Source organism: Rhodopila sp., assembly GCF_035548235.1.
GTDB lineage: Bacteria > Pseudomonadota > Alphaproteobacteria > Acetobacterales > Acetobacteraceae > Rhodopila.
The window spans coordinates 1-18,797 of the sequence record NZ_DASZTJ010000048.1; the positions used below are offsets into that span (position 1 = coordinate 1).

The following is an 18,797-nucleotide window of genomic DNA, read 5'->3' on the forward strand; positions in this document are numbered from 1 at the left end:
ATCCGGCTGGCGCGCTCCCGATACAGCGCCTTCACCTCCTCCCGTCGGATCTTCCCGGTCTCGGTGCGCGGAAACGCCGCCAGCGCCAGGAACTGGAAACTGGCGACGTATGACATGACGATGGTGCCGACCTGGGCGGCGAGGTCGTGACCGGGACGGGCCGGTTCGGTTTCGACGGCAACCAGCATGACGTTGGTGTCCAGCATGTCGTCGATGCTGGTGACGAGCGCGTCCCGAACGCCGGGGATCGCCTTCAGCCGCGCCTCGATCGGATCCGGCGCGATCTTCACCCCCCCGATATTCAGCATCGCATCCGCTCGGCCCAGCACCACCAAGGTTTCGGGCGTCGGCTGGTAGCCGATGTCGTTCGTCAGGTACCAACCCTTCACGAATGCCGCGCGCGTCAGTGCGGGGGCGTCGATATATCCGTCGGCCATCGTATCGGACCGGATGTGGATCAACCCTGTTTCCCCCGGCGCGACCTGCTTGCCTGCGTCGTCGACGATCCGGACGCGCACGTCCGGGAACAGCCTCCCGACATTGTCCGCGTCCACGACGGAGATGTGATGGACCTCATTGGCGCCGTACGTGACCGTCAGGTGCGGCGTGATCTGGGTTTCCACCGCCTGCCGCAGCCGTGCGGAGACAGCGGAACCGATCACGTCGATATGCAGCCCGGGATTGAACAGGTCGCGGTTTGGCCAGCGCACGAACCGCTCCAGGTCGCCCGTCAGGAACAGGGCATAGGTCCCGACGCCTGCGGCGATCATTTCGCCGGCAGCGCTTCCGCCGGTCAGATACACGGTACCGCCGAGCTGCAGCGTCAGAAGGGCGCGGCTGTGGCAGCCCCGGACCGAGAAATTGTATATGCATAAGTAATGCGGACGCGGCAGGACGTGCGGTGCCGCGTCCATCAGGTTCTTTCGCAGCGTCAGTTGCTGGACGCGGAACGTCATCCCCATCACCTTGGGCAGTCCGGTCGTTCCGGACGACTTGATCAGCCGCACCAGCGCCTCCGGGCGGGGGCGATGCACCAGGGCATCCAGGGGCCGCTCTTCCCCGGCATGATCCAGGATAGCCGGATCCGGCACGATCAGCCTGGCCGGATCGGCGCCCGGGATCGGCGTTGGCGCGACGATCCGGTCGCAGAGGCGGCCCAGCCGGGCCGGCGCGCCGATCTCGTCCTCGGACAGCGAGATGGTCGTGACCCCAAGCGCCTCGGCCGCCAGCAGGACCAGCAGGTGCGTCCGGCGATCGGGCAGCACGACGCCCAGCACCTGGTCGGCCTCGACGCCCGCCCGGACCAGCCAATCCCGTCCGGCCACGACAAGCTGCGCCAAGTCCCGATAGGTGATCCGTTCGGTTCCCGTCTCGATAGCCACCGCCGAGGGGGATTCCCGCGCGTGCCGGACCAGGAAAGCGGCAGTGGTGAGGGGAGGCCGGGTCGCCATGGCGGTCATTTGGCCAAATCCCATCCCGCCGGCCAAGGCCCCCTGACATCCCGCCCGTGCGGCCCTATGTTCCGGGCAAGGAGGAACCCCGCCATGTTGAACCAAGTCGCGCCGCTGCCGCTGAAGGACCCCTCGCTGTTCCGCCAGGCGAACTACCTGAACGGCAAGTGGGTCGAGGCCGATTCGGGCGGGACCATCACGGTGAAGAACCCCGCGACCGGCGACGTGGTCGGCACCGTCCCCAACATGGGCACCGCCGAGACCCGCCGCGCGATCGAGGCCGCTAACGCCGCCTATCCGGCCTGGCGTGCGATGCTGGCGAAGGAGCGGGGCGCGATCCTGCGCAAGCTGTCGGACCTGATGCTGGCCAATGCCGACGACCTGGCCATCATCATGACCGCCGAACAGGGCAAGCCGCTGACGGAGTCCAAGGGCGAGATCGTCTATGCCGCCAGCTTCATCGACTGGTTCGCCGACGAGGCCAAGCGCATCTACGGCGACACCATCCCGCAGAACGCCAAGGGCCGCCGAATCCTGGTGACCAAGGAGCCGATCGGCGTGTTCGCGGCGATCACGCCGTGGAACTTCCCCTCGGCGATGATCACCCGCAAGGCCGGCCCCGGCTGGGCCGCGGGCTGCACCGGCGTGATCCGTCCGGCCTCGCAGACCCCGTTCTCGGCGCTCGCTTTGGCGGTGCTGGCCGAGCGGGCGGGGATGCCGGCGGGCGTGTGCAATATCCTGACGGGCGGATCGTCGGCGATGGGCGCGGAACTGACGGCGAACCCGCTGGTGAGGAAACTATCGTTCACCGGCTCGACCGAGGTGGGCGCCAAGCTGCTGGCGCAATGCGCGCCGACGATCAAGAAGACGTCGATGGAACTGGGCGGCAACGCGCCGTTCATCGTGTTCGACGACGCCGACCTGGACGCGGCGGTGGTCGGCGCGATGGGCAGCAAATACCGCAACACCGGGCAGACCTGCGTCTGCGCGAACCGGATCCTGGTGCAGGACGGCGTCTACGACGCCTTCGCCGCCAAGCTGAAAGCGGCCGTGGAGGCGATGAAGGTCGGCAACGGCATGGAGCCCGGCGTCAGCCAGGGGCCCCTGATCAACGCCGCCGCGGTGGCGAAGGTGGAAGAGCACATCCAGGACGCGCTGAAGCTGGGCGCGTCGGTGGTGACCGGCGGCAAGCGGCACAAGCTGGGCGGCAATTTCTTCGAGCCGACGGTGTTGGCGAACGTCCCGCACAATGCCTTGATCTTCAAGGAGGAGACCTTCGGCCCGGTCGCGCCTTTGTTCCGCTTCAAGACCGAGGAGGAGGCGATCAAGCTCGCCAACGACACGGAATTCGGCCTGGCGGCGTATTTCTATGCCCGCGACGTCGGCCGCATCTTCCGCGTTGGCGAGGCGCTGGAATACGGCATCGTCGGGATCAACGAAGGCATCATCTCGACGGCGGAGGCGCCGTTCGGGGGCATGAAGTCCTCGGGCCTGGGGCGCGAAGGGTCGAAATACGGGATCGAGGACTACCTGGAGATCAAATATCTGGCGATCGGCGGGATCGGCACCTGACAGGGGGCGGGAGACCGCCCTGGGGCCCCGCCCGAGAGACCGCCCTCGGGCCCCGCCCGGTTCGCGACCGTCACCAAAAGACCCAAAATCGCCACGTTCTCGCCCAGCAACCCGCACGATCCGTCGCCATTCTCCTCTTATCAGGAGGTGGCTTTATGAAATCCTATCTGCTGGCAACGGTGACGGTGTTTGGTCTCCTGGCGATCTGGGCAACGCTGGTCCAGTTCGCGATCTGACGCGCGGCGGCCGGCACGTCTACCGTTCCGTCAGCGCACCCATCATTTCCCGATGCCGCCGCTCGGCATTGTCGTTGTTTACCACCAGCACCGCCCAGATCGCCGCGGGGATCCATCCCAACACCGTGAGCTGAAGCAGCAGGCAGAGCACCCCCTGGACGACGCGCCCGCGTAACAGGAGCGCGACCCAGGGCAGCAATATCGCAACCAGGTAGATCATCCCGTCACCCCTCCGTGATGGCTCCAGCGTCCTGCTTGGCGTAACCCTGGCGTATCGAGCGCCGAGGTGACGAGAGCGTAAACGTTTGGTAATGCTGTCGCCATGGAACGTCCAAAACTATTCGCCCGGCACGAGGCGAAAGCGCTTGGCCTGATTAGCACGGCGCATCTGGTCAGCCACTACTACTACTTCGTGCTCGTTCCGTTGTTTCCGACCCTCAAGGCCCGCCTCGGCCTCGGCTTCGTGGAGCTTGGCCTCGCGCTGACCGTGTTCAACGTCGTCAGCGGCCTGGTGCAGGCGCCGATGGGCTGGGCGGTCGACCGGTTCGGGGCGCGGCGCGTGCTGATCGGCGGGCTGCTGCTGGGCGGATGCTGCTACATCTCGATCGGGTTGTTCCCGGTCTATGCCTGGATCCTTGCCGCCTCCGCGCTGCTGGGCGTGGCGAACGCGGTCTACCACCCGTCCGACTATGCGATCCTGGGATCGGTGATCGAGCCGGTGCATCTGGGCAAGGCCTTCTCCATCCACACCTTTGCCGGCTTCCTGGGCGGCGCGATCGCGCCGATCCTGATGCTGCTGGGTGCGACGGCGTTCGGCTACCAGGCGGCCATCGTCGCGGCCGGGGCGGCGGGCGTGCTGGTGGCGGTTCCGCTGATGGGCGCCGGCTGGCTGGACCGGACGAGCGCCGTCGCGGCGGCGGCGACCCCGCCGGCCCGTGTCCCGATGAAGGCGCTGCTGACACCGGCGGTCGTCGGCCTGGTCGGCTTCTTCGCACTGCTGAGCCTGTCGACCGGCGCGTTGACCAACTACGCGGCGGTGGCGCTGGTGACGGTGTACGGGTTCTCCCTGTCCGCGGCCAACCTGGCAGTGTCCTCGTTCCTGTTCAGCTCCGCCATCGGCGTGCTGGCGGGCGGCGTGATCGCCGACAGGACAAAGCGGCACGGCGATGTCGCCGCATTCGGCTTCGGCGCCGCCGCGCTGCTGGTGCTGGTCGTGGGCATGAGCAACATCACCGAAGCCGGCACCATCGGCGCCCTCGGCCTCGCGGGCTTCCTGTCCGGGATGATCTCGCCATCGCGCGACATGCTGGTGCGCGCGGCCTCCCCGCCGGGGGCGTTCGGCCGGGTGTTCGGCATCGTCACCACCGGCTTCAACATCGGCGGCACCGTCGGACCGCTGATCGGCGGCTGGATCATGGATCATGCGATGCCGCGCTGGGTCTTCTTCGCCTCGGTGTTCTTCATGGCGACGACCTCGCTGATGGCGATCCTGGGCGAGTGGTCTTCGCGCCGGTCGGCTCGCGCCATGGTCTCGGCGCGGATGGAGGAGCGAGTGTAGCGCCGGCGTCCGGCCGCCGGCGCGCCTGCCAGGCATCCCATCGCGCCAGCGTCTTTTCCAGCGTCGCCAGGGTCGCGCGGCGGACGGGCGGGATGTCCTCGCCGATCAGCAGCGTGCCCAGCGGCAGCATCCAGATCCCCAGCACCGGCAGGAAGCTGAACACCCCGCCCAGCATCAGCGCGACGCCCAGCGGCAGCCGCACCCATCGCGCCCGCGGCTGGATCAGCCACGCATAGGATCGCCCGACGGGGCCGGGCAGCGCGTCCAGCAGGCGCCGCAGCGCCGGATGATCGTCAGTCCTCATCGCGCTCCCTCCCGTGCCCCCTCGCGCGCCAGACGCTGGCGCCGCCTGGCCCGCCGGGACGCAAGCTGGTTCAGCGCCTCGACGCCAGCCGAGAAGCCGATCGCCGCGTAGACATAGCCTTTCGGCAGATGCAGTCCGAACCCGTCCGCCATCAGCGTCATGCCGATCATCAGCAGGAACGAGAACACCAGCATCTTCACCGTCGGATGCCGTTCCACGAACGCCGCCACCGGCGCTGCCGCCAGCAGCATCACCGCCATCGCGATCGACACCGCGGCGACCATCACCGGCAACTCGTTCACCATCCCCACCGCCGTGATCACGCTGTCCAGCGAGAACACGATGTCCAGCAGCGCGATCTGCACCACGATGCCCGCCAGCGACGCCTGGGGGCCGGTATGGCCGGCCTCGGCATGTTCACCTTCAACCCGGGCGTGGATCTCTGCCGTGCCCTTATAGACCAGGAACAGGCCGCCGCCGATCAGGATCGCGTCGCGCCAGGAATAGGCGTGGTCCCCGATCGTCACCAGCGGATGGGTCAGGTGCACGATCCAACTGATGGAGGCCAGCAGCACCAGCCGCGCGCCCAGCGCCAGGCCGAGGCCCAGCCTCCGCGCGAGAGCCTGGTGCCTGGCCTGGACGCGGCCGACCAGGACGGAGAGGAACAGCAGGTTGTCGATGCCGAGAACGATCTCCAGCGCCGTGAGCGTCAGCAGCCCCGCCCAGACCTGCGGGTCCGTCAGCCAGTCCATGTCGACCTCTTGCCTCGATCAGCCAGTCAGTCGCGCCGCACGCCGACCAGTTGCAGCAAGGAGATGAAGAGGTTGACGAAATCCAGGTAGAGCGTCAGCGCGCCCAGGATCGCCAGGTTGCCGGCGCTGCCGCCCTGCGGATAGCCGGCCTCCAGGTACATCGTCTTCAGCCGCTGCGTGTCCCAGGCGGTCAGGCCGGTGAAGACCAGGATGCCGATCACCGATACGGCGAACTGGATCGCGCTGGAGCCGATGAACAGGTTCACCACGCTGGCGATGATGACACCGATCAGGCCCATGATCAGGAACGAGCCGAACCGCGTCAGGTCCGTCCGGGTCGAATAGCCCCAGGCCGCGGTCGCGGCGAAGGTGCCGGCGGTGATGAAGAAGACGCGGGCGATGCTGTCGCCGGTATAGGCCAGGAAGATGCCCGCCAGGGACAGGCCCATCAGCGCGGCATAGGCCCAGAACGCGGCGTGGGCGGCGCCGGGGCTCATGCGGCTGACGCGAAAGCCCAGGAACAGCGCCAGGGCGAAGGGCGCGAACATCACCAGCCATACCAGCGGCGTGCCGGCGATATGGGTGTAGAACCCGGTTTCGGCCGCGGCATAGGCCACGACGCCGGTCACCGCGAGGCCGCCCGTCATCCGGTTGAAGACCTTCAGCATGAAGCTGCGCAGGCCCCAATCGACGGCCGCGGCGGGATAGGGCTGCACAGCCCAGCCGCCGGTGGGATGAGGGGAGGGATTGTTGGGATAATAGTCCATGACTGTCGGTCTCCTGTCTGAAGCATCAACGACGCACGGAGGAACGACAGAGGGCAAAGTCCCGGGCCAATCGATCGCCGCATTCCGCGCGGTGATCCGACATCGCAAGGTTGGCCGGCTGAAAGCCGGCGTCCCGCCAGAGGGGCCCGGATCTTGATTTTGCGTTACGGAAGGTAATAGAGCGCCGGCGCGCTTTCAAGGGTTTTCGCGTTGCCGGGCAACGCCGCCGTTATTCCATCGCCCAGATCGGCTCCTTGATCCGCGCCAGGAACGCCGCGTGCGCCGCCAGTTCCGCCTCGGTCGGCTCCATCAGCCGCGGCGTCCGGGGACCGGTATGGACATAGACCGTGATCGGCCCCGCCTGCTCATCCGTCGCCAGCGACAGGCCGCGCTGGCGGCCGCCGGTCAGCTCGACGTACACCTCGGCCAGCAGCCGGCAGTCCAGCAAGGCGTTGTGGGTCGTGCGGGCCGACAGGTCGATGTCGAACCGCCGGCACAGCGCGTCCAGGCTGTTCGGCATGCCGGGGAACCGTTTCTTCGCCAGATCGAGCGTATCGACCATCCGCTCCCGCGCCAGCAGCGGCATGCCGACGCGGCTGAATTCCATGTCCAGGAAGCCGAAATCGAACGGCGCGTTGTGCGCGATCAGCTTGCCATCGCCCAGGAACGCCAGGAGGTCCGCCGCGATGTCGGCGAACAGCGGCTTGCCGGCGACGTCGGCACTGGTGAAGCCATGGACGCGGCTGGCCTCGGTCGGGATGTCGCGCTGCGGGTCGATCAGGCAGTGGAAATGTCGGCCGGTGGGCAGGTCGTTGACCAGCTCCAACGCCGCGATCTCCAGCACCCGGTCGCCGTTCAGCGGCTCCAGGCCCGTGGTTTCAGTGTCGAAGAGGACGCTTCGGTTCATCCGCGAGACCCTGGATGAAACGGCGGAGGATTCGCAAGGTGTGTGCGCGGGAAAGCCCGGTCTTCACCACCACGTCCGCGCGCCGCCGCTTCTCGGCGTCCGGCATCTGCCGGGCGATGATGGCGGCGATGTCGGCCTTGCTCATGCGCCGGCGCAGGCCGACGCGGTGTATCTGCACCGCCAGCGGCGCCGAGACGACCACGACCGTATCGACCCGCTTGTCCCCGTTCACCTCGAACATCAGGGGGATGTCCAGCACCACCGCGCGGCAGCGACGGCGGCGGGCGCGCTGGACGAAGCGGCGTTCCTCATCCTCCACCATCGGATGGAGGATGTGTTCCAGCCGCCCCAGCGCCGCCCGATCGCGCAGCACGGCCTGGCGGAGCGCGGCCCGATCGACCGCGCCGTCCCGCGTCGTCCCCGGAAACGCCGCCTCGATCGCCTTCACCGCTCGGCCGCCGCGCGCTTGCAGGCGATGGACGGTGAGGTCGGCGTCGAACACGGGAATCCGGGCACGGCGGAAAGCCGCGGCAGCGGTGGACTTGCCCATGCCGATGCCGCCGGTAAGGCCGATGATCCTCACAACAGGTCGGCCGCGACGAACCGCCGCAGGTCGTCGTCCACCACCGGATCGACGCCGAACCACGCCCTGAATCCCGGCACCGCCTGGTACAGCAGCATGCCCAGGCCCTCGACACAGCGCAGCCCGCGCGCCTTCGCCGCCGCCAGCAGCGGCGTTTCCAGGGGCACGTAGACGATGTCGGACACGGTCAGCGCGTCGTTCGCGCGCGACAGGTCGACGTCCAGCGCCGGTTGCCCCGCCATCCCGAGGGATGTCGTGTTCACCAGCATCGCATGATCGGCCAGCGCGTCGGAGCGGCGGTCCCAGTCGACCACCTCCAGCCCCGGGAGCGCGGCGGCCAGCTCATCGGCACGTTCGCGCGTGCGGTTGCTGACGGAGACGCGCACGCCGCGATCGAGCAGCACCGCCGCGATGGCGCGTGCCGAACCGCCGGCGCCCAGCAGCAAGGCGGGGCCCGAGGCAGGGTCGACGCCGTGCGCGCGACAGTTCTCCAGCCAGCCCCAGCCATCGGTGTTGCTGCCGCTTATCGTGCCGTCCTGGAACACCAGCGTATTCACCGCGCCCGCGCGGTGTGCCGACTCGTCGACCGCGTCGCAGACGGCGAAGGCCGCTTCCTTGTGCGGGATGGTGCAGTTCGCGCCGGCGAACCCGGCATACATCAGGCCGCGTATCGCCTTGGGGAACCGCGCCGGCTCGATCGGCAGCGGCACATAGGCCGCGTCGATGCCGTAACGGTCGATCCAGAACCCGTGCAGCCGGGGCGATCGGGAATGGCCGACCGGCCAGCCGGTGATCCCGGCCAACCGAGCCTTGCCGGATAGAATGGTCACGTCAGGAACTTCTCCGTCCAGCTTTTGTAGTCGCCCTCGCGCGTCACCTTCGCCATCATCTCGGACGAGGCGACCCCCGCCAGGTCCTTGGGCTTGGTGCCCTCGCGCAAGGCCTTCAGCGTGTCATACGTCGCTTTCACCGCGGCCGAGAAGGGCTGGTGCCCCTGCAGCGCCACACGCACGCCGCGGCTGGCCAGGTACGCCTTGTCCTGCATGTCGCCGGACACGCCGCCCAGCATCAGCGGCACCTTCACCTCGGCGGCGATGGCATCCAGGTCGGAGCGCGTGAGCCCGCCGGCGATGAACAGCGCGTCGACGCCGGTTGCCTCATACGCCTTCAGCCGCCTGACGCCATCCGCCAGGCCGGTGATCGACGGCGAACTGGTGCGGCCGATGATGGTCAGCGCCTTGTCCTCGCGCGCTGCCAGGGCGGCCTTCATCTTGCCGACGCCTTCCTCCAGCGAGATCACGGACGGCTTCTTCTCGCCGAAGGCGCGAGGCAGCAGCGTGTCCTCGATCATCAGCGCGGCGACGCCCGACGTCTCCAGTTCCTGCACCGTGCGCATGACGTTCAGCGCGTTGCCGTAGCCATGGTCGGCATCGACCATCAGCGGCAGCTTGCCCGCGCGGTTGATGCGGTAGACCTGGGCGGCGAATTCGGTCAGCGTCAGCACGATCAGGTCGGGCGCGCCGAGGACGGTGAAGGAGGCGATGGAGCCGGCGAACATGCCGATCTCGAAGCCCAGTTCCTCGGCGATGCGGGCGGATATGGCGTCGTAGACCGATCCGGGATGGATGCAGTCGTTGCCGGCGATGGTGGCGCGGTAACGCTCGCGGCGATCGGTCCAGTGCATGGTTTCCCCCTATGGCGGTTCCCGGACATCGTAGAGGCGGTGCGGGGGATCGGGAAGGGACGGGGAAAGTGCCGCCGCTACTCCCGCGCCACCCGCACGAAGGTCGAAACGATCTTCCCGCCGGCCCGCAGGGTGCCCCGCAGCGACCCGGCCACTTTCGACTCCCCGCCGAACCGGCAGCGATAGGGCATCGGGACCTCCAGGATCCGCAACCCCGCCCGCGCGGCCTTCATCTGCATCTCGATGTTCCAGCCGTACGTCATCTCCCGCATGTCCAGCCGCGCCAGCGTTTCCTTCCTGATCGCCCTGTAGGCACACATGTCGCTGTAGCGGATGCCGTACAGCGCGCCGATGCCGAACCCCGCGAGCCGTCCGGCCAGCACCTGGTGCCACAGCATCGACCCCGGCTGCCGCACCCCGCGCGTGCGTGATGCCAGCACGAAATCATGTGTGCCTGCCAGGATCGGTCCGGCAACGCGGTCCAACAGGTCGCCCCGGTCCGCACCGTCGCCGTCCAGGAACACCACCACCTCGGTCTCCGCGGCCTCGGCGCCCAGGTGACAGGCGCGCCCGTATCCGCGGCCTGCATCGATCACGCGCGCACCCAGCGATCTCGCGATGGCCTGGGTGCCGTCGCCGCTGCCGCCGTCCGCGACGATGACCTCATGCGCCAGCGGCCGCGGGATTTCCGCGATCACCCGTCCGATGGAGGCGGCTTCGTTGAAGGTCGGGATGACGACGCTGACGGGTTCCATCACGGCCCGCCATCCCGCCAGGGCTCGAAGCATCGTCGTGGATCAGTCGGCGTCGGGACGGGCAACGAGGCCTCCATTCATCAACCGAAAGGAAACGAGCGCGAGCGTCGGACCATAGAGCAGGCAGGACCAAAGCAGGCTGTCGCCATAACCCGCCGCGTAGATCAGCACCGGCGCCGCCGCCAGCCACAGCATCGCCGGGCTGGGCGCCAACACGCAGGGAACCGAGAGCCAGGCGAAGTACCAGGGATAATGCGGGCTGACGGCAAAGGTCAGCACGGTCATCAGCAGCCCCGCCGAGGCGGCGACGGGAACCGCGCCTTCCGGCCGCCGGCGGAACGCGATCCACGCCCCCAGCGCGGCCAGCAGCGTCACCGCCGCCCCGATATAGGCCGCCGCCACCCAGCGGGGCAGCGGGCCGATCCGCCGCAGCAGGTCGAGCAGCCAGAAGCCGGCGCCCGAGTCCAACCCTTCTTCCCGCCCGTAGCCGGACAGGAAGCCGAACACCTGCCAGCCGACGCCGGCATAGATGGCATAGAGCGCGGCCACGGTCAGCGCGGCGAGGCCGGCCATCAGCCATCCATCGCGCCGCCGCCACAGGGCCGGCGCGATCACCGCCGGCAGGAACTTGGTGGCGACGGCGAGGCCCAGCACGATGCCGGTCCAGCGCGCGCGCCGGACGCGCAGCCACAGCGCCAGCGCCACAAGGCCGACGACCATCGCATCGATATGCCCGTTGTCCGCGAACGACCAGATCACCAGCGGGTTCCAGAGGTAGATCAGCAGCCGCGCGGTCGGCAGTCCGGCCGCGGCCAGCAGGCCCCACAGGCAGGCGACGGCAAGGCATTCCCAGCCCATCATCGCAAGCTTCATGCCGGTGACGGTCGGCCAGACCCGTCCGACCAGCGCATAGAGCACCTGCGCGGCAGGCGGATAGATCGTGTGCGCGTAGCTGGCCCTGTTGATGTGCGGGAATATCGCCTGGTCCCGCAGGGATGCCAGCGCCGGATCGTCCGGTACGTAACGATACGGGTTGATCCCGGCGGCCTGCACGCGTCCGTCCCAGACATAGCGGTAGACGTCGCTCGACAGGATCGGCGGCGAGACGATCAGCGGCAGGCGCAGCGCGACGGCCAGCGCCAGCATGGGCCAGACCGCCCATGGGGGCGGAGGCCAGCGCAGCGACGCCCAGACCGCCGCCAGATAGACGCAGGCCGACGCGCAGAGCAGCGCCACCAGCCAGTCATACCGTTCCGGGGTTCCAACGTTATCCGTGCCGGGGACGCGCAGCGAGAGTCCCGCCAGCGTCAGCGCCAGCAGGACCATCCCCAGCGCGCCCAGCGGGAGCAGGCGGCGCGTCATGGGGCGGCGAGGTTCAGGCATGCGGTCGGTCCCAGTCGGAGCAAAACACCATACTGTGTGCTTATAAGACCGGTGGTGAAATATCCGTCACGTTGCCGCAAGCGGCGGGGCCGCTCACATTGCCGCGGAGGGCAGGCGGCGGTTAGTCTGTCGTCAAACACCCAAGGAACGCTCCATGCCGCCATCGCTTCCCGCGCTGAGTCTCGTTGCCGTCCCGTCCCGGCGTCGCCGGACGGTGGAGTTGGCGCAGGAAATCGAACGGCGCGGCTTCGCGGGCATCTACTCGCCCAGCATGTTCGGCAACATGTCGCTGTGCGAGGCGCTTGCCTGGAATACAACCACGATTCCGTTCGGCACGGCAATCGCACCGATCTACCAGCGCACCGTCGGCGATTTCGCCCAGAGCGCGGCGATGATGCACGAGGTGTCCGGCGGCCGCTTCGCCTTGGGCATCGGCGTGGCGCATGGACCGGCGCATGTCCGGATGGGCGTGACGCCCGGCAAGCCGCTGGGCGACATCCGCTCCTTCGTCGAGCGGTTCCGAGCGCAGGAGGGGTTGGGGGTGCTGCCGCCGATCATCGTGGCGGCGCTGCGCCGCAGGATGGTCGCCCTGGCGGGCGAGATCGCCGAGGGCGTGGTGTTCGCCAATGCCTCGCGATCCCATATGGCCGCATCCCTGGCCGCCTTGCCCGACCCGAAGCGGAACGACCCGTCGTTCTTCATCGGCAACATGCTGCCCACCTGCATCAGCGACGACGTGGAAGCGGCGAAGGCGGTCTGCCGCAAGGCGCTGACGCATTATGGTTTCCTGCCGAACTATCGCAACTACTGGCGGGAGGCGGGGTATCATGAGGAGATGGACGCGATCGAGGCGGCGATCGCTGAGGGCCGGGACGGCGACGTCCCCCGCTACTTCTCCGACAAATGGCTGGCGGACGCTTCGCTGTTCGGCCCTGCCGCGAAGGTGCGCGAGGGCGTGGAGGCGTGGCGGGAAGCCGGGGTGCGCACGCCGATCCTGGTCCCCTCCTCGGCGGCGGGGAACCAGTTGAAGGCGCTGGAAGAGGTGTTCGCCGCGTTCGGATGAGGGGTGCCGCCACACCCCTAGGCGCACCCCCTAGGCGAACAGCGCCGCCCCGATATACGACCCTTCCCGCGGCGCCGGCGGGACGAAGAAGACCGCCGACCCGATGTGGGAGATATATTCGTTCAGCGCATCCGACGCACCAAGTTTCGTTTGCAACGTCTCGAAATGCGCCGGATCGTTCATGTACGCGATGAACAGCAGTCCGGCATCCAGGAACCCGTACCGGTTGATCCCGTCGGTATAGTTGTAGGACCGGCGCAGGATCTTCAGCCCGCCGTTGTTCTCGTGCGCCGCCAGGCGGATATGCGCCGTCTCCGGGATCAGCGGCTTGTCGTCCTCCCCCAATTGCTTGAAGTCGGGCGTGTCGAACTCCTCCTTCCCCGTCAGCGGCGCGCCAGAGACCTTGTGCCGGCCGAGCACGTTGTTCTGGTCGCTGACCCGGTCGGTGTCCCAGTTCTCGATCTGCATCTGGATCTTGCGCACGACCTGGTAGGTGCCGCGCTGCTGCCAGGCCGGGCCGTCCTTGATCCAGACGAACTTCTCGAAATCAGGATCGTCCTTGATGTTGCGCGTCCCGTCCTTGAACCCCAGCAGGTTGCGTGGCGTCGATTGGCCCCGTCCCGCCGATGCCCTGCCGAACCCCATCACGGTCCAGCGCGTCTCGGCGAAGCCGGTCATCTTGGCGATGCGCGCCAGGTCGCGGATCGCGTGGTACGCGACCTGCGGGTCGTCCGCGCAGGCCTGCAGCGACAAGTCGCCCCCGGTCAGCCCCGGCACGAACGCGTCGCTGGGCAGTTCCCGCAGCGGCCGCATCAGCGCGGGCCTGTGCCCCGACAGGCCGAAGGTTTCGCCGAACACGTTCGGCCCCAAGCCGACGGTCACGGTCAGCGACGCCGGTCCCAGGTTCAGCGCCTCACCCGTATCGAACCCCACGGCGTTGGGCTGCGACGGCTCGACGCGGCCCACCGTCTCGCCGCGCATCATCTGCGCGATCGCCCCCGACCAGCGCGCCAGCAGCACCTGCAGGTCCGCCCGCTGTCTGGTGGTGAGGTCGAAGGTCATGAACAGGACATGCCGCTGCGGCGGCGTGCGGACGCCGGCCTGCTCGCCCTTGCCGTAGAACGGATAGGAGCGGGTCAGGTCGACCATGTCCTCCATCCCCGCCGCCGGCGCCGCCTGTGACCCGCCGGGCGCCATGGCCGGAGCGACGGCACCCAAGGTGCCGACGCCGGCGGTGGTCAGCAGTCCCCGGCGCGACAGCCGGCCTTTCGTCTGGTCGGTCATTCTGCTGTCCCCGCGGTGGCGACCTTCTCGGCGATCCTCGACAGTGGCTCCTGCAACGCCTGGATGGTCTTGCTGAGCTTCACCGCGTCCTCCGCCTTCACCTGCGCCGTATAGATCTTGTAGCCGCCGGGGATGCCGGGATCGCGATAGGTTTCCAGCAGCGCATGCACCTTGGTGAACTGGTCGCGCACCTGCTTCGTCAGGTCGGGATCGATCTTCCCCAGGCCAGGCTCCAGGAAAGCGAACGCCTGCTCCGCACCCTCGACGTTGGCCGCGAAGTCGACCAGGTCGATGTGGCTATAGGATTCCTCCTCGCCGCTGATCTTGCTGCGCTGGACCTCTTCCAGCAGGTCGGCCGCGCCGTTGGCCAGGTCCTCGGGCTTATAGCTCAGCCCTTTCACCACCTTGTCCAGGCGGCCGGTGTTCATCGCCAGCTCGGCCGCGAGCTGTTTCGTTTCGTCTGTTATCTGTCCCTTGCCGAACAGGTCCCGTTCGATCGCGTGGAACCCGTGCCAGCCGACCTTGGGGTCGAGGTTGGAGGCGCGCATGTCGATCAGGTAGTCCAGGTTGCCGGCGTTGTCGGTGGCCTTGAAGCCGGGGATGACGAAGCCGTCGACATCGGACTCGATGCGTTCATAAAACGGACGCGCCAGCGGATAGGCCTCCTTCGCTTTCGCCAGGTCGCCGGCGTCGATCGCGGTCTTCAGGTTGGCCACGGCCGTCACCATCGCGTCGGCCACGCCGTTGACGTAGTTCGCGTATTCCTTGGCGCCCTGGTTCAGCAGGTCGGCGACGCTGCCGCTGGCCTGCGGCGCCGCCTTGCCGGTCACGGTGAAGGCCAGCATCTCCTTCTTGGCCCCGGGGCAATAGACCTGGTACGTGCCGCCGCCCAGCGTCAGCGTCATCGCGACCGAGGGCAGGCCGGGGGCGAGGTTCTCCTTCTCGCCGATGATCCGGTTGTTGCTCTGCAGTTCGACCTCGGTGATCCCGGTCGCCGTCTTGTTGGTGACGGTGAAGGTGATCGGCCCGGCCTTCGCGGTGTCGTGGTCCAAGGCGCAGGCACCGCCGTTCTCCCCCGTCAGCGTGATGGCGACCTGGGAGACGCCGTTCTTCACCGGCGCCGGGGGCCTGGACTGCGCCCAGGCAGGGTTCGGCGCGAACGCGGCGGCCCCCAATCCGGCCCCCAGTCCAGCCAAGATCAGAAACTGTCGTGTCAGATGAGCGTGCGGCACAGCGGATCCTCGTGAAGACGCAGCGGCCTGGCTGCCGCCAAGGGAAACGGAACGGCGCAGCCGTACCCGGTTACGGGCGGCGAACCCCCAGGTGACGATCGCCGCGAGAAGCAGCGCCAGCGGCAGTTGTTCGGCCCAAAGCCGGTATTCGGCACGGCGGGCCTCCAGGCCGGCCAGCGCGGCGGCCGCCCGGTTCCGGTACTCGGGGGAGACCGTCCAGCCGCCGGACAGGGCCGGATCGCCTCCGCTGATGCTGACGACGCGGGGGAAGCGCAGGCCGCCGCCCGAAAGCGAGACGATGCTCCTGACCTGCTCCGAGGCGTCCAGCAGCACGCCGTGGACCGTCCAGACCTGCAGCGTGCGGTCCGTCCGCCAGGCGGCGTCATACGGCCCGGGATAGAGGTGCGGGCTCAGCCCCACCGGGATGCGGCCGCCGACCAGCGGCAGAAGCTGGTCCAGCGTCAGCCGCGCCGGCGCATGGTCGGGGGTCGCGCTGCCCTCGACGCGCGAAACCTGGGCCATGATGCCGTCATGGTCCTCCGACTGCGCCGGGGAGCCGAACCTCATGCTGGCGGCGGCAGTGTCCTTGCGCTCCAGTTCCAGGCTGGCAGCATCCGCGCCCAGCCGCACAGTGCCGGCCACAGCCCCGTCGGCGCCGACGATCGGCGCGCGTTCGGGCAGGTCCAGCCGGGGAGCGGGCATACCGATCGCAAGCCCCGCCGCCAGCAGCGCCAGGACCGCGCCGGCCGCGGTCTGCAGCCGGACCACCCCGCGCGGCGACGGCCGGCTTGCGGCAGGCCAATAGATGAACAGCGACACCGGAACCAGGTAGGCGAACCAGCCGATGACCTCGATCAACCTTGGATCGGCCGGAATGCCCAGCACGCCGGTGATCAGGGCGGAGCGGACGGTGCCCGGCGCGACGATCCAGCCGAGGTTGACGGTGGCCTGCTGGCCGGCGTTCAGCCACCCGGCCTCGTGCGCCGTGCGCAGCGCGTTGAGCACGAGTCCGGCCGCGACCAGGATCAGGAACGCGCCGGTGATGCGGAAGAAGCGGCCGAGGTTGATCCTGACGCCCCCTGCGTAGATGCCCCAGCCGATGACGATGGCGAGCAGGATGCCCAGGATCGCGCCCGCCGCGGCCAGCACGGCGGATTGCGCGGCGGAGAAGGTGGCCAGCAGGAAGACGCTGGTCTCGAACCCCTCCCGCAGGACCGCGAGGAACGCCATGACCGCGAGCGCCAGGGAGCCGGTATGGCCAAGCGCCTCGGCAGCCTGGGCTTCGAGCTCGCGTTTGAGCTCGCGGGCGTGCTTGTTCATCCAGACGATCATGCCGGTGACGAAAAAGACGGCGACGGCGCCGATGACCGTCTCCATGGCTTCCTGTTCGGCCTGGGGCAGGGCCTGCTCGACGAGGTCCAGGCCGACGCCGACGGCGATCGAGAGGATGACGGCCAACCCGACGCCGATCCACATGGCGGTCAGGGGACGGCCGTTCTTGCGCAGGAAGGCGGCGATGATGCCGACGATCAGCGCAGCCTCGAGGCCTTCACGCAGGCCGATGACGAAAGTGGCTAACATGGGTTCGTCAAGGCGTGGGTACAGATGTCATGCGGCGACCTCCTTCTCCGTTCGCCACCCTTGGGGTCGGACCGCTCTATAGGCGCGGGCGTGCATTCTTGCAACTAAGTCGCATTTGCGTAGTGGAGGAATTTGTCCGGGTTGCGAGGATGTAATCCGGTGGGGGGGAACATAGGCACTGCGCCCCCGGCCCACCGATGGCGGGCACGCTCGGATACGCGACTGCGCGGGTTCGCCAGAAGGAGCGGGCGCCAGAAGGAGCGGGCGTCAGAAGGAGCGGGCAGGAAGGGAGCAGGCCCGCAGGCGCTAAGACGGGTCGGGACAGGCCCCTCTATGCGTCGTCACGGCGGGCGGGGGTCTACCATGCGCCGTTCTCTTCCATGGATGGCGGCCCTTCCATGGATGGCGGCGCGTCCGCCGTGACGAGGGGCGGACTGCTTCGTCCAAATCCCGAAGCGTCCTGCCGGGCCGGTCTCGCGCGCGGCTGCTTACGGCGATGCCGGCCCGGCAAGCCTCAGAACGTCACCTGGTTCTGGATCTTCGCCAGCACGCCCTTGTTGACGGAGGTGTGCTGCATCCGCGTCGCGAAGTCGTCCCAATCCTTGAACGGCTTCTTCGCGCGTTCCGTGACGATCACCTTGGTGCGCGCCTTGCCGACGCTCGGCAGGGAATCGATCTGCTCGTCCGTCGCGGTGTTCAGGTTCACCTTGGTCCCGGCAGGCACGGTGGAGGCGGCATGCGTCGACGGGTGCCTGGTCGGCTTGGTGGCGGTCGTCGCGGCAGGGGACGTCGCGGCAGGGGACGTCGCGGCAGGGGACGTCGTTGTCGCCGGGGGCGTGGTGGACTTCGTGCCAGTTGTTTTCGGCGTGGTCGTTTTCGGCGTGGTCGTTTGCGTCGTGGTCGTCTGTGCCTGGGCGCCGCCGATCGCCAGCATGAGGGAGATGCCGGCGATCGCGAGTCTCTTGATCAGCATGGAAACGATCCTTTCAGGAGGCCCAGGGTCAGCCGGCGGCGTCGGCGACGCATTTCTTCACGAAACTGGTCTTCGCGGCCCCGGCCAGCTTCTTGTCCTTGGCCTGCGCGTCGCAACTGGCCTGGGCCGTCGCCTTGCACTTGGTCATGAAGCTGGTCTTGGCCGCGCCGGCCAGCTTCTTGTCGGTGGCCTGCGCGGTGCAGGAGGCGCTGTCGGCCCAGGCTTGCGCGGCCGTCACGCTCAGCAGGACGGCGAGAATGATCGCTCTCATGGAATCTCCTTCCGGTTTGGATTCGCTGGCGTTCAGCCGATGCCGAAGCGCGACTTCAGCAGCGAGGCGCCGAGGGCGACCAACTCCGATCCGCTGTTCGCCTCGACCTGGCCGTTCGGCGTCAGGCCGTCGACGACCTGCGGCAAGTGCTGCGCCACCATGTCGCCGATCTGGTCGATCGGCAGGCCGGTGCGGGCGGCAAGCTGCTGGACCATGTCGGAGCCGAGGACCTGGTGTACCGTGTCCGCCGAGATCGGCAGGTTCTGGCCCTGTCCGACCCAGGAGTTGACGACGTCGCCAAGGCCCGCGTCCTGGAACTTCTGCAGGATGCCGTTCAGTCCGCCTTCGTGATTGACGATGGTCTCCAGCAGCGCCGCCGGCCCGGGCGCCGAACCGTCCTGGGATCCGCCCATGACGGCACCGATGACCTGATCGAACAGA

Annotated in this window: 19 protein-coding genes; 3 read left to right on the forward strand and 16 right to left on the reverse strand. The window is 68.3% G+C overall.

Features of this window, described 5'->3' with window-relative positions:
• The coding region (locus tag VHB27_RS03990; RefSeq protein WP_325597635.1) for a class I adenylate-forming enzyme family protein at positions 1–1,460 on the reverse strand (1,460 nt) is incomplete at its 3' end.
• An 84-nt stretch (positions 1,461–1,544) separates the two neighbouring features.
• Here VHB27_RS03990 and VHB27_RS03995 point away from each other — a divergent pair.
• Positions 1,545–3,023 (forward strand): NAD-dependent succinate-semialdehyde dehydrogenase, encoded by a 1,479-nt coding sequence (locus VHB27_RS03995; RefSeq protein ID WP_325597636.1) that lies wholly within the window; start codon positions 1,545–1,547, stop codon positions 3,021–3,023.
• Positions 3,024–3,278: 255 nt separating this feature from the next.
• On the opposite strand, the gene VHB27_RS04000 is transcribed toward VHB27_RS03995, so the two are convergent.
• Positions 3,279–3,479, reverse strand: a complete 201-nt coding sequence (locus VHB27_RS04000) for a YqaE/Pmp3 family membrane protein (protein ID WP_325597637.1) — start codon at positions 3,477–3,479, stop codon at positions 3,279–3,281.
• 102 nt (positions 3,480–3,581) lie between these two features.
• On the opposite strand from VHB27_RS04000, the gene VHB27_RS04005 reads away from it, so the two are divergent.
• The gene (locus VHB27_RS04005; RefSeq protein WP_325597638.1) at positions 3,582–4,817 is read left to right on the forward strand and encodes an MFS transporter; all 1,236 of its coding nucleotides are present in this window, start codon (positions 3,582–3,584) and stop codon (positions 4,815–4,817) included.
• On the opposite strand, the gene VHB27_RS04010 is transcribed toward VHB27_RS04005, so the two are convergent.
• From VHB27_RS04010 to VHB27_RS04050, 9 genes are all read right to left on the reverse strand, one after another.
• On the reverse strand, positions 4,720–5,121 hold the full coding sequence (locus VHB27_RS04010; protein ID WP_325597639.1) for a hypothetical protein: 402 nt from the start codon (positions 5,119–5,121) through the stop codon (positions 4,720–4,722). The two genes, VHB27_RS04005 and VHB27_RS04010, sit on opposite strands and share 98 nt — an antisense overlap.
• Positions 5,118–5,873, reverse strand: coding sequence for a TerC family protein (locus VHB27_RS04015; RefSeq protein ID WP_325597640.1), 756 nt, complete (start codon positions 5,871–5,873; stop codon positions 5,118–5,120). The genes VHB27_RS04010 and VHB27_RS04015 overlap by 4 nt, the downstream gene beginning before the upstream one ends.
• A gap of 26 nt (positions 5,874–5,899) precedes the next feature.
• A complete protein-coding gene (locus VHB27_RS04020) occupies positions 5,900–6,640 on the reverse strand; it encodes a Bax inhibitor-1/YccA family protein (RefSeq protein ID WP_325597641.1) in 741 nt (246 codons plus the stop codon).
• Between the two features lie 229 nt (positions 6,641–6,869).
• Positions 6,870–7,547 carry a DNA polymerase III subunit epsilon gene (dnaQ, locus tag VHB27_RS04025; protein ID WP_325597642.1) on the reverse strand — a complete coding sequence of 226 codons (678 nt, stop codon included), beginning with the start codon at positions 7,545–7,547 and terminating at the stop codon, positions 6,870–6,872.
• Positions 7,519–8,130 (reverse strand): dephospho-CoA kinase, encoded by a 612-nt coding sequence (coaE, locus tag VHB27_RS04030; RefSeq protein ID WP_325597643.1) that lies wholly within the window; start codon positions 8,128–8,130, stop codon positions 7,519–7,521. The genes dnaQ and coaE overlap by 29 nt, the downstream gene beginning before the upstream one ends.
• On the reverse strand, positions 8,127–8,954 hold the full coding sequence (locus VHB27_RS04035) for a shikimate dehydrogenase (RefSeq protein ID WP_325597652.1): 828 nt from the start codon (positions 8,952–8,954) through the stop codon (positions 8,127–8,129). The genes coaE and VHB27_RS04035 overlap by 4 nt, the downstream gene beginning before the upstream one ends.
• 2 nt (positions 8,955–8,956) lie before the next feature.
• A complete protein-coding gene (locus VHB27_RS04040; protein WP_325597644.1) occupies positions 8,957–9,814 on the reverse strand; it encodes an isocitrate lyase/PEP mutase family protein in 858 nt (285 codons plus the stop codon).
• Positions 9,815–9,891: 77 nt separating this feature from the next.
• Entirely contained in the window at positions 9,892–10,569 is a 678-nt protein-coding gene (locus VHB27_RS04045; protein WP_325597653.1) for a glycosyltransferase family 2 protein, read from the reverse strand.
• Between the two features lie 42 nt (positions 10,570–10,611).
• Positions 10,612–11,952 (reverse strand): glycosyltransferase family 87 protein, encoded by a 1,341-nt coding sequence (locus VHB27_RS04050; RefSeq protein ID WP_325597645.1) that lies wholly within the window; start codon positions 11,950–11,952, stop codon positions 10,612–10,614.
• Between the two features lie 154 nt (positions 11,953–12,106).
• On the opposite strand from VHB27_RS04050, the gene VHB27_RS04055 reads away from it, so the two are divergent.
• On the forward strand, positions 12,107–13,015 hold the full coding sequence (locus tag VHB27_RS04055) for an LLM class flavin-dependent oxidoreductase (RefSeq protein ID WP_325597646.1): 909 nt from the start codon (positions 12,107–12,109) through the stop codon (positions 13,013–13,015).
• Positions 13,016–13,045: 30 nt separating this feature from the next.
• On the opposite strand, the gene VHB27_RS04060 is transcribed toward VHB27_RS04055, so the two are convergent.
• The 5 genes from VHB27_RS04060 to VHB27_RS04080 form a co-directional block, all read right to left on the reverse strand.
• Entirely contained in the window at positions 13,046–14,299 is a 1,254-nt protein-coding gene (locus VHB27_RS04060; protein ID WP_325597647.1) for a Dyp-type peroxidase, read from the reverse strand.
• Positions 14,296–17,112 (reverse strand): iron uptake system protein EfeO, encoded by a 2,817-nt coding sequence (gene efeO / locus VHB27_RS04065; RefSeq protein WP_325597648.1) that lies wholly within the window; start codon positions 17,110–17,112, stop codon positions 14,296–14,298. Before efeO ends, VHB27_RS04060 begins: the two co-directional genes overlap by 4 nt.
• A gap of 514 nt (positions 17,113–17,626) precedes the next feature.
• Positions 17,627–18,085, reverse strand: coding sequence for a ComEA family DNA-binding protein (locus VHB27_RS04070; protein WP_325597649.1), 459 nt, complete (start codon positions 18,083–18,085; stop codon positions 17,627–17,629).
• Between the two features lie 28 nt (positions 18,086–18,113).
• A complete protein-coding gene (locus tag VHB27_RS04075) occupies positions 18,114–18,356 on the reverse strand; it encodes a PsiF family protein (protein WP_325597650.1) in 243 nt (80 codons plus the stop codon).
• Between the two features lie 32 nt (positions 18,357–18,388).
• The coding region (locus VHB27_RS04080) for a YidB family protein (RefSeq protein WP_325597651.1) at positions 18,389–18,797 on the reverse strand (409 nt) is incomplete at its 5' end.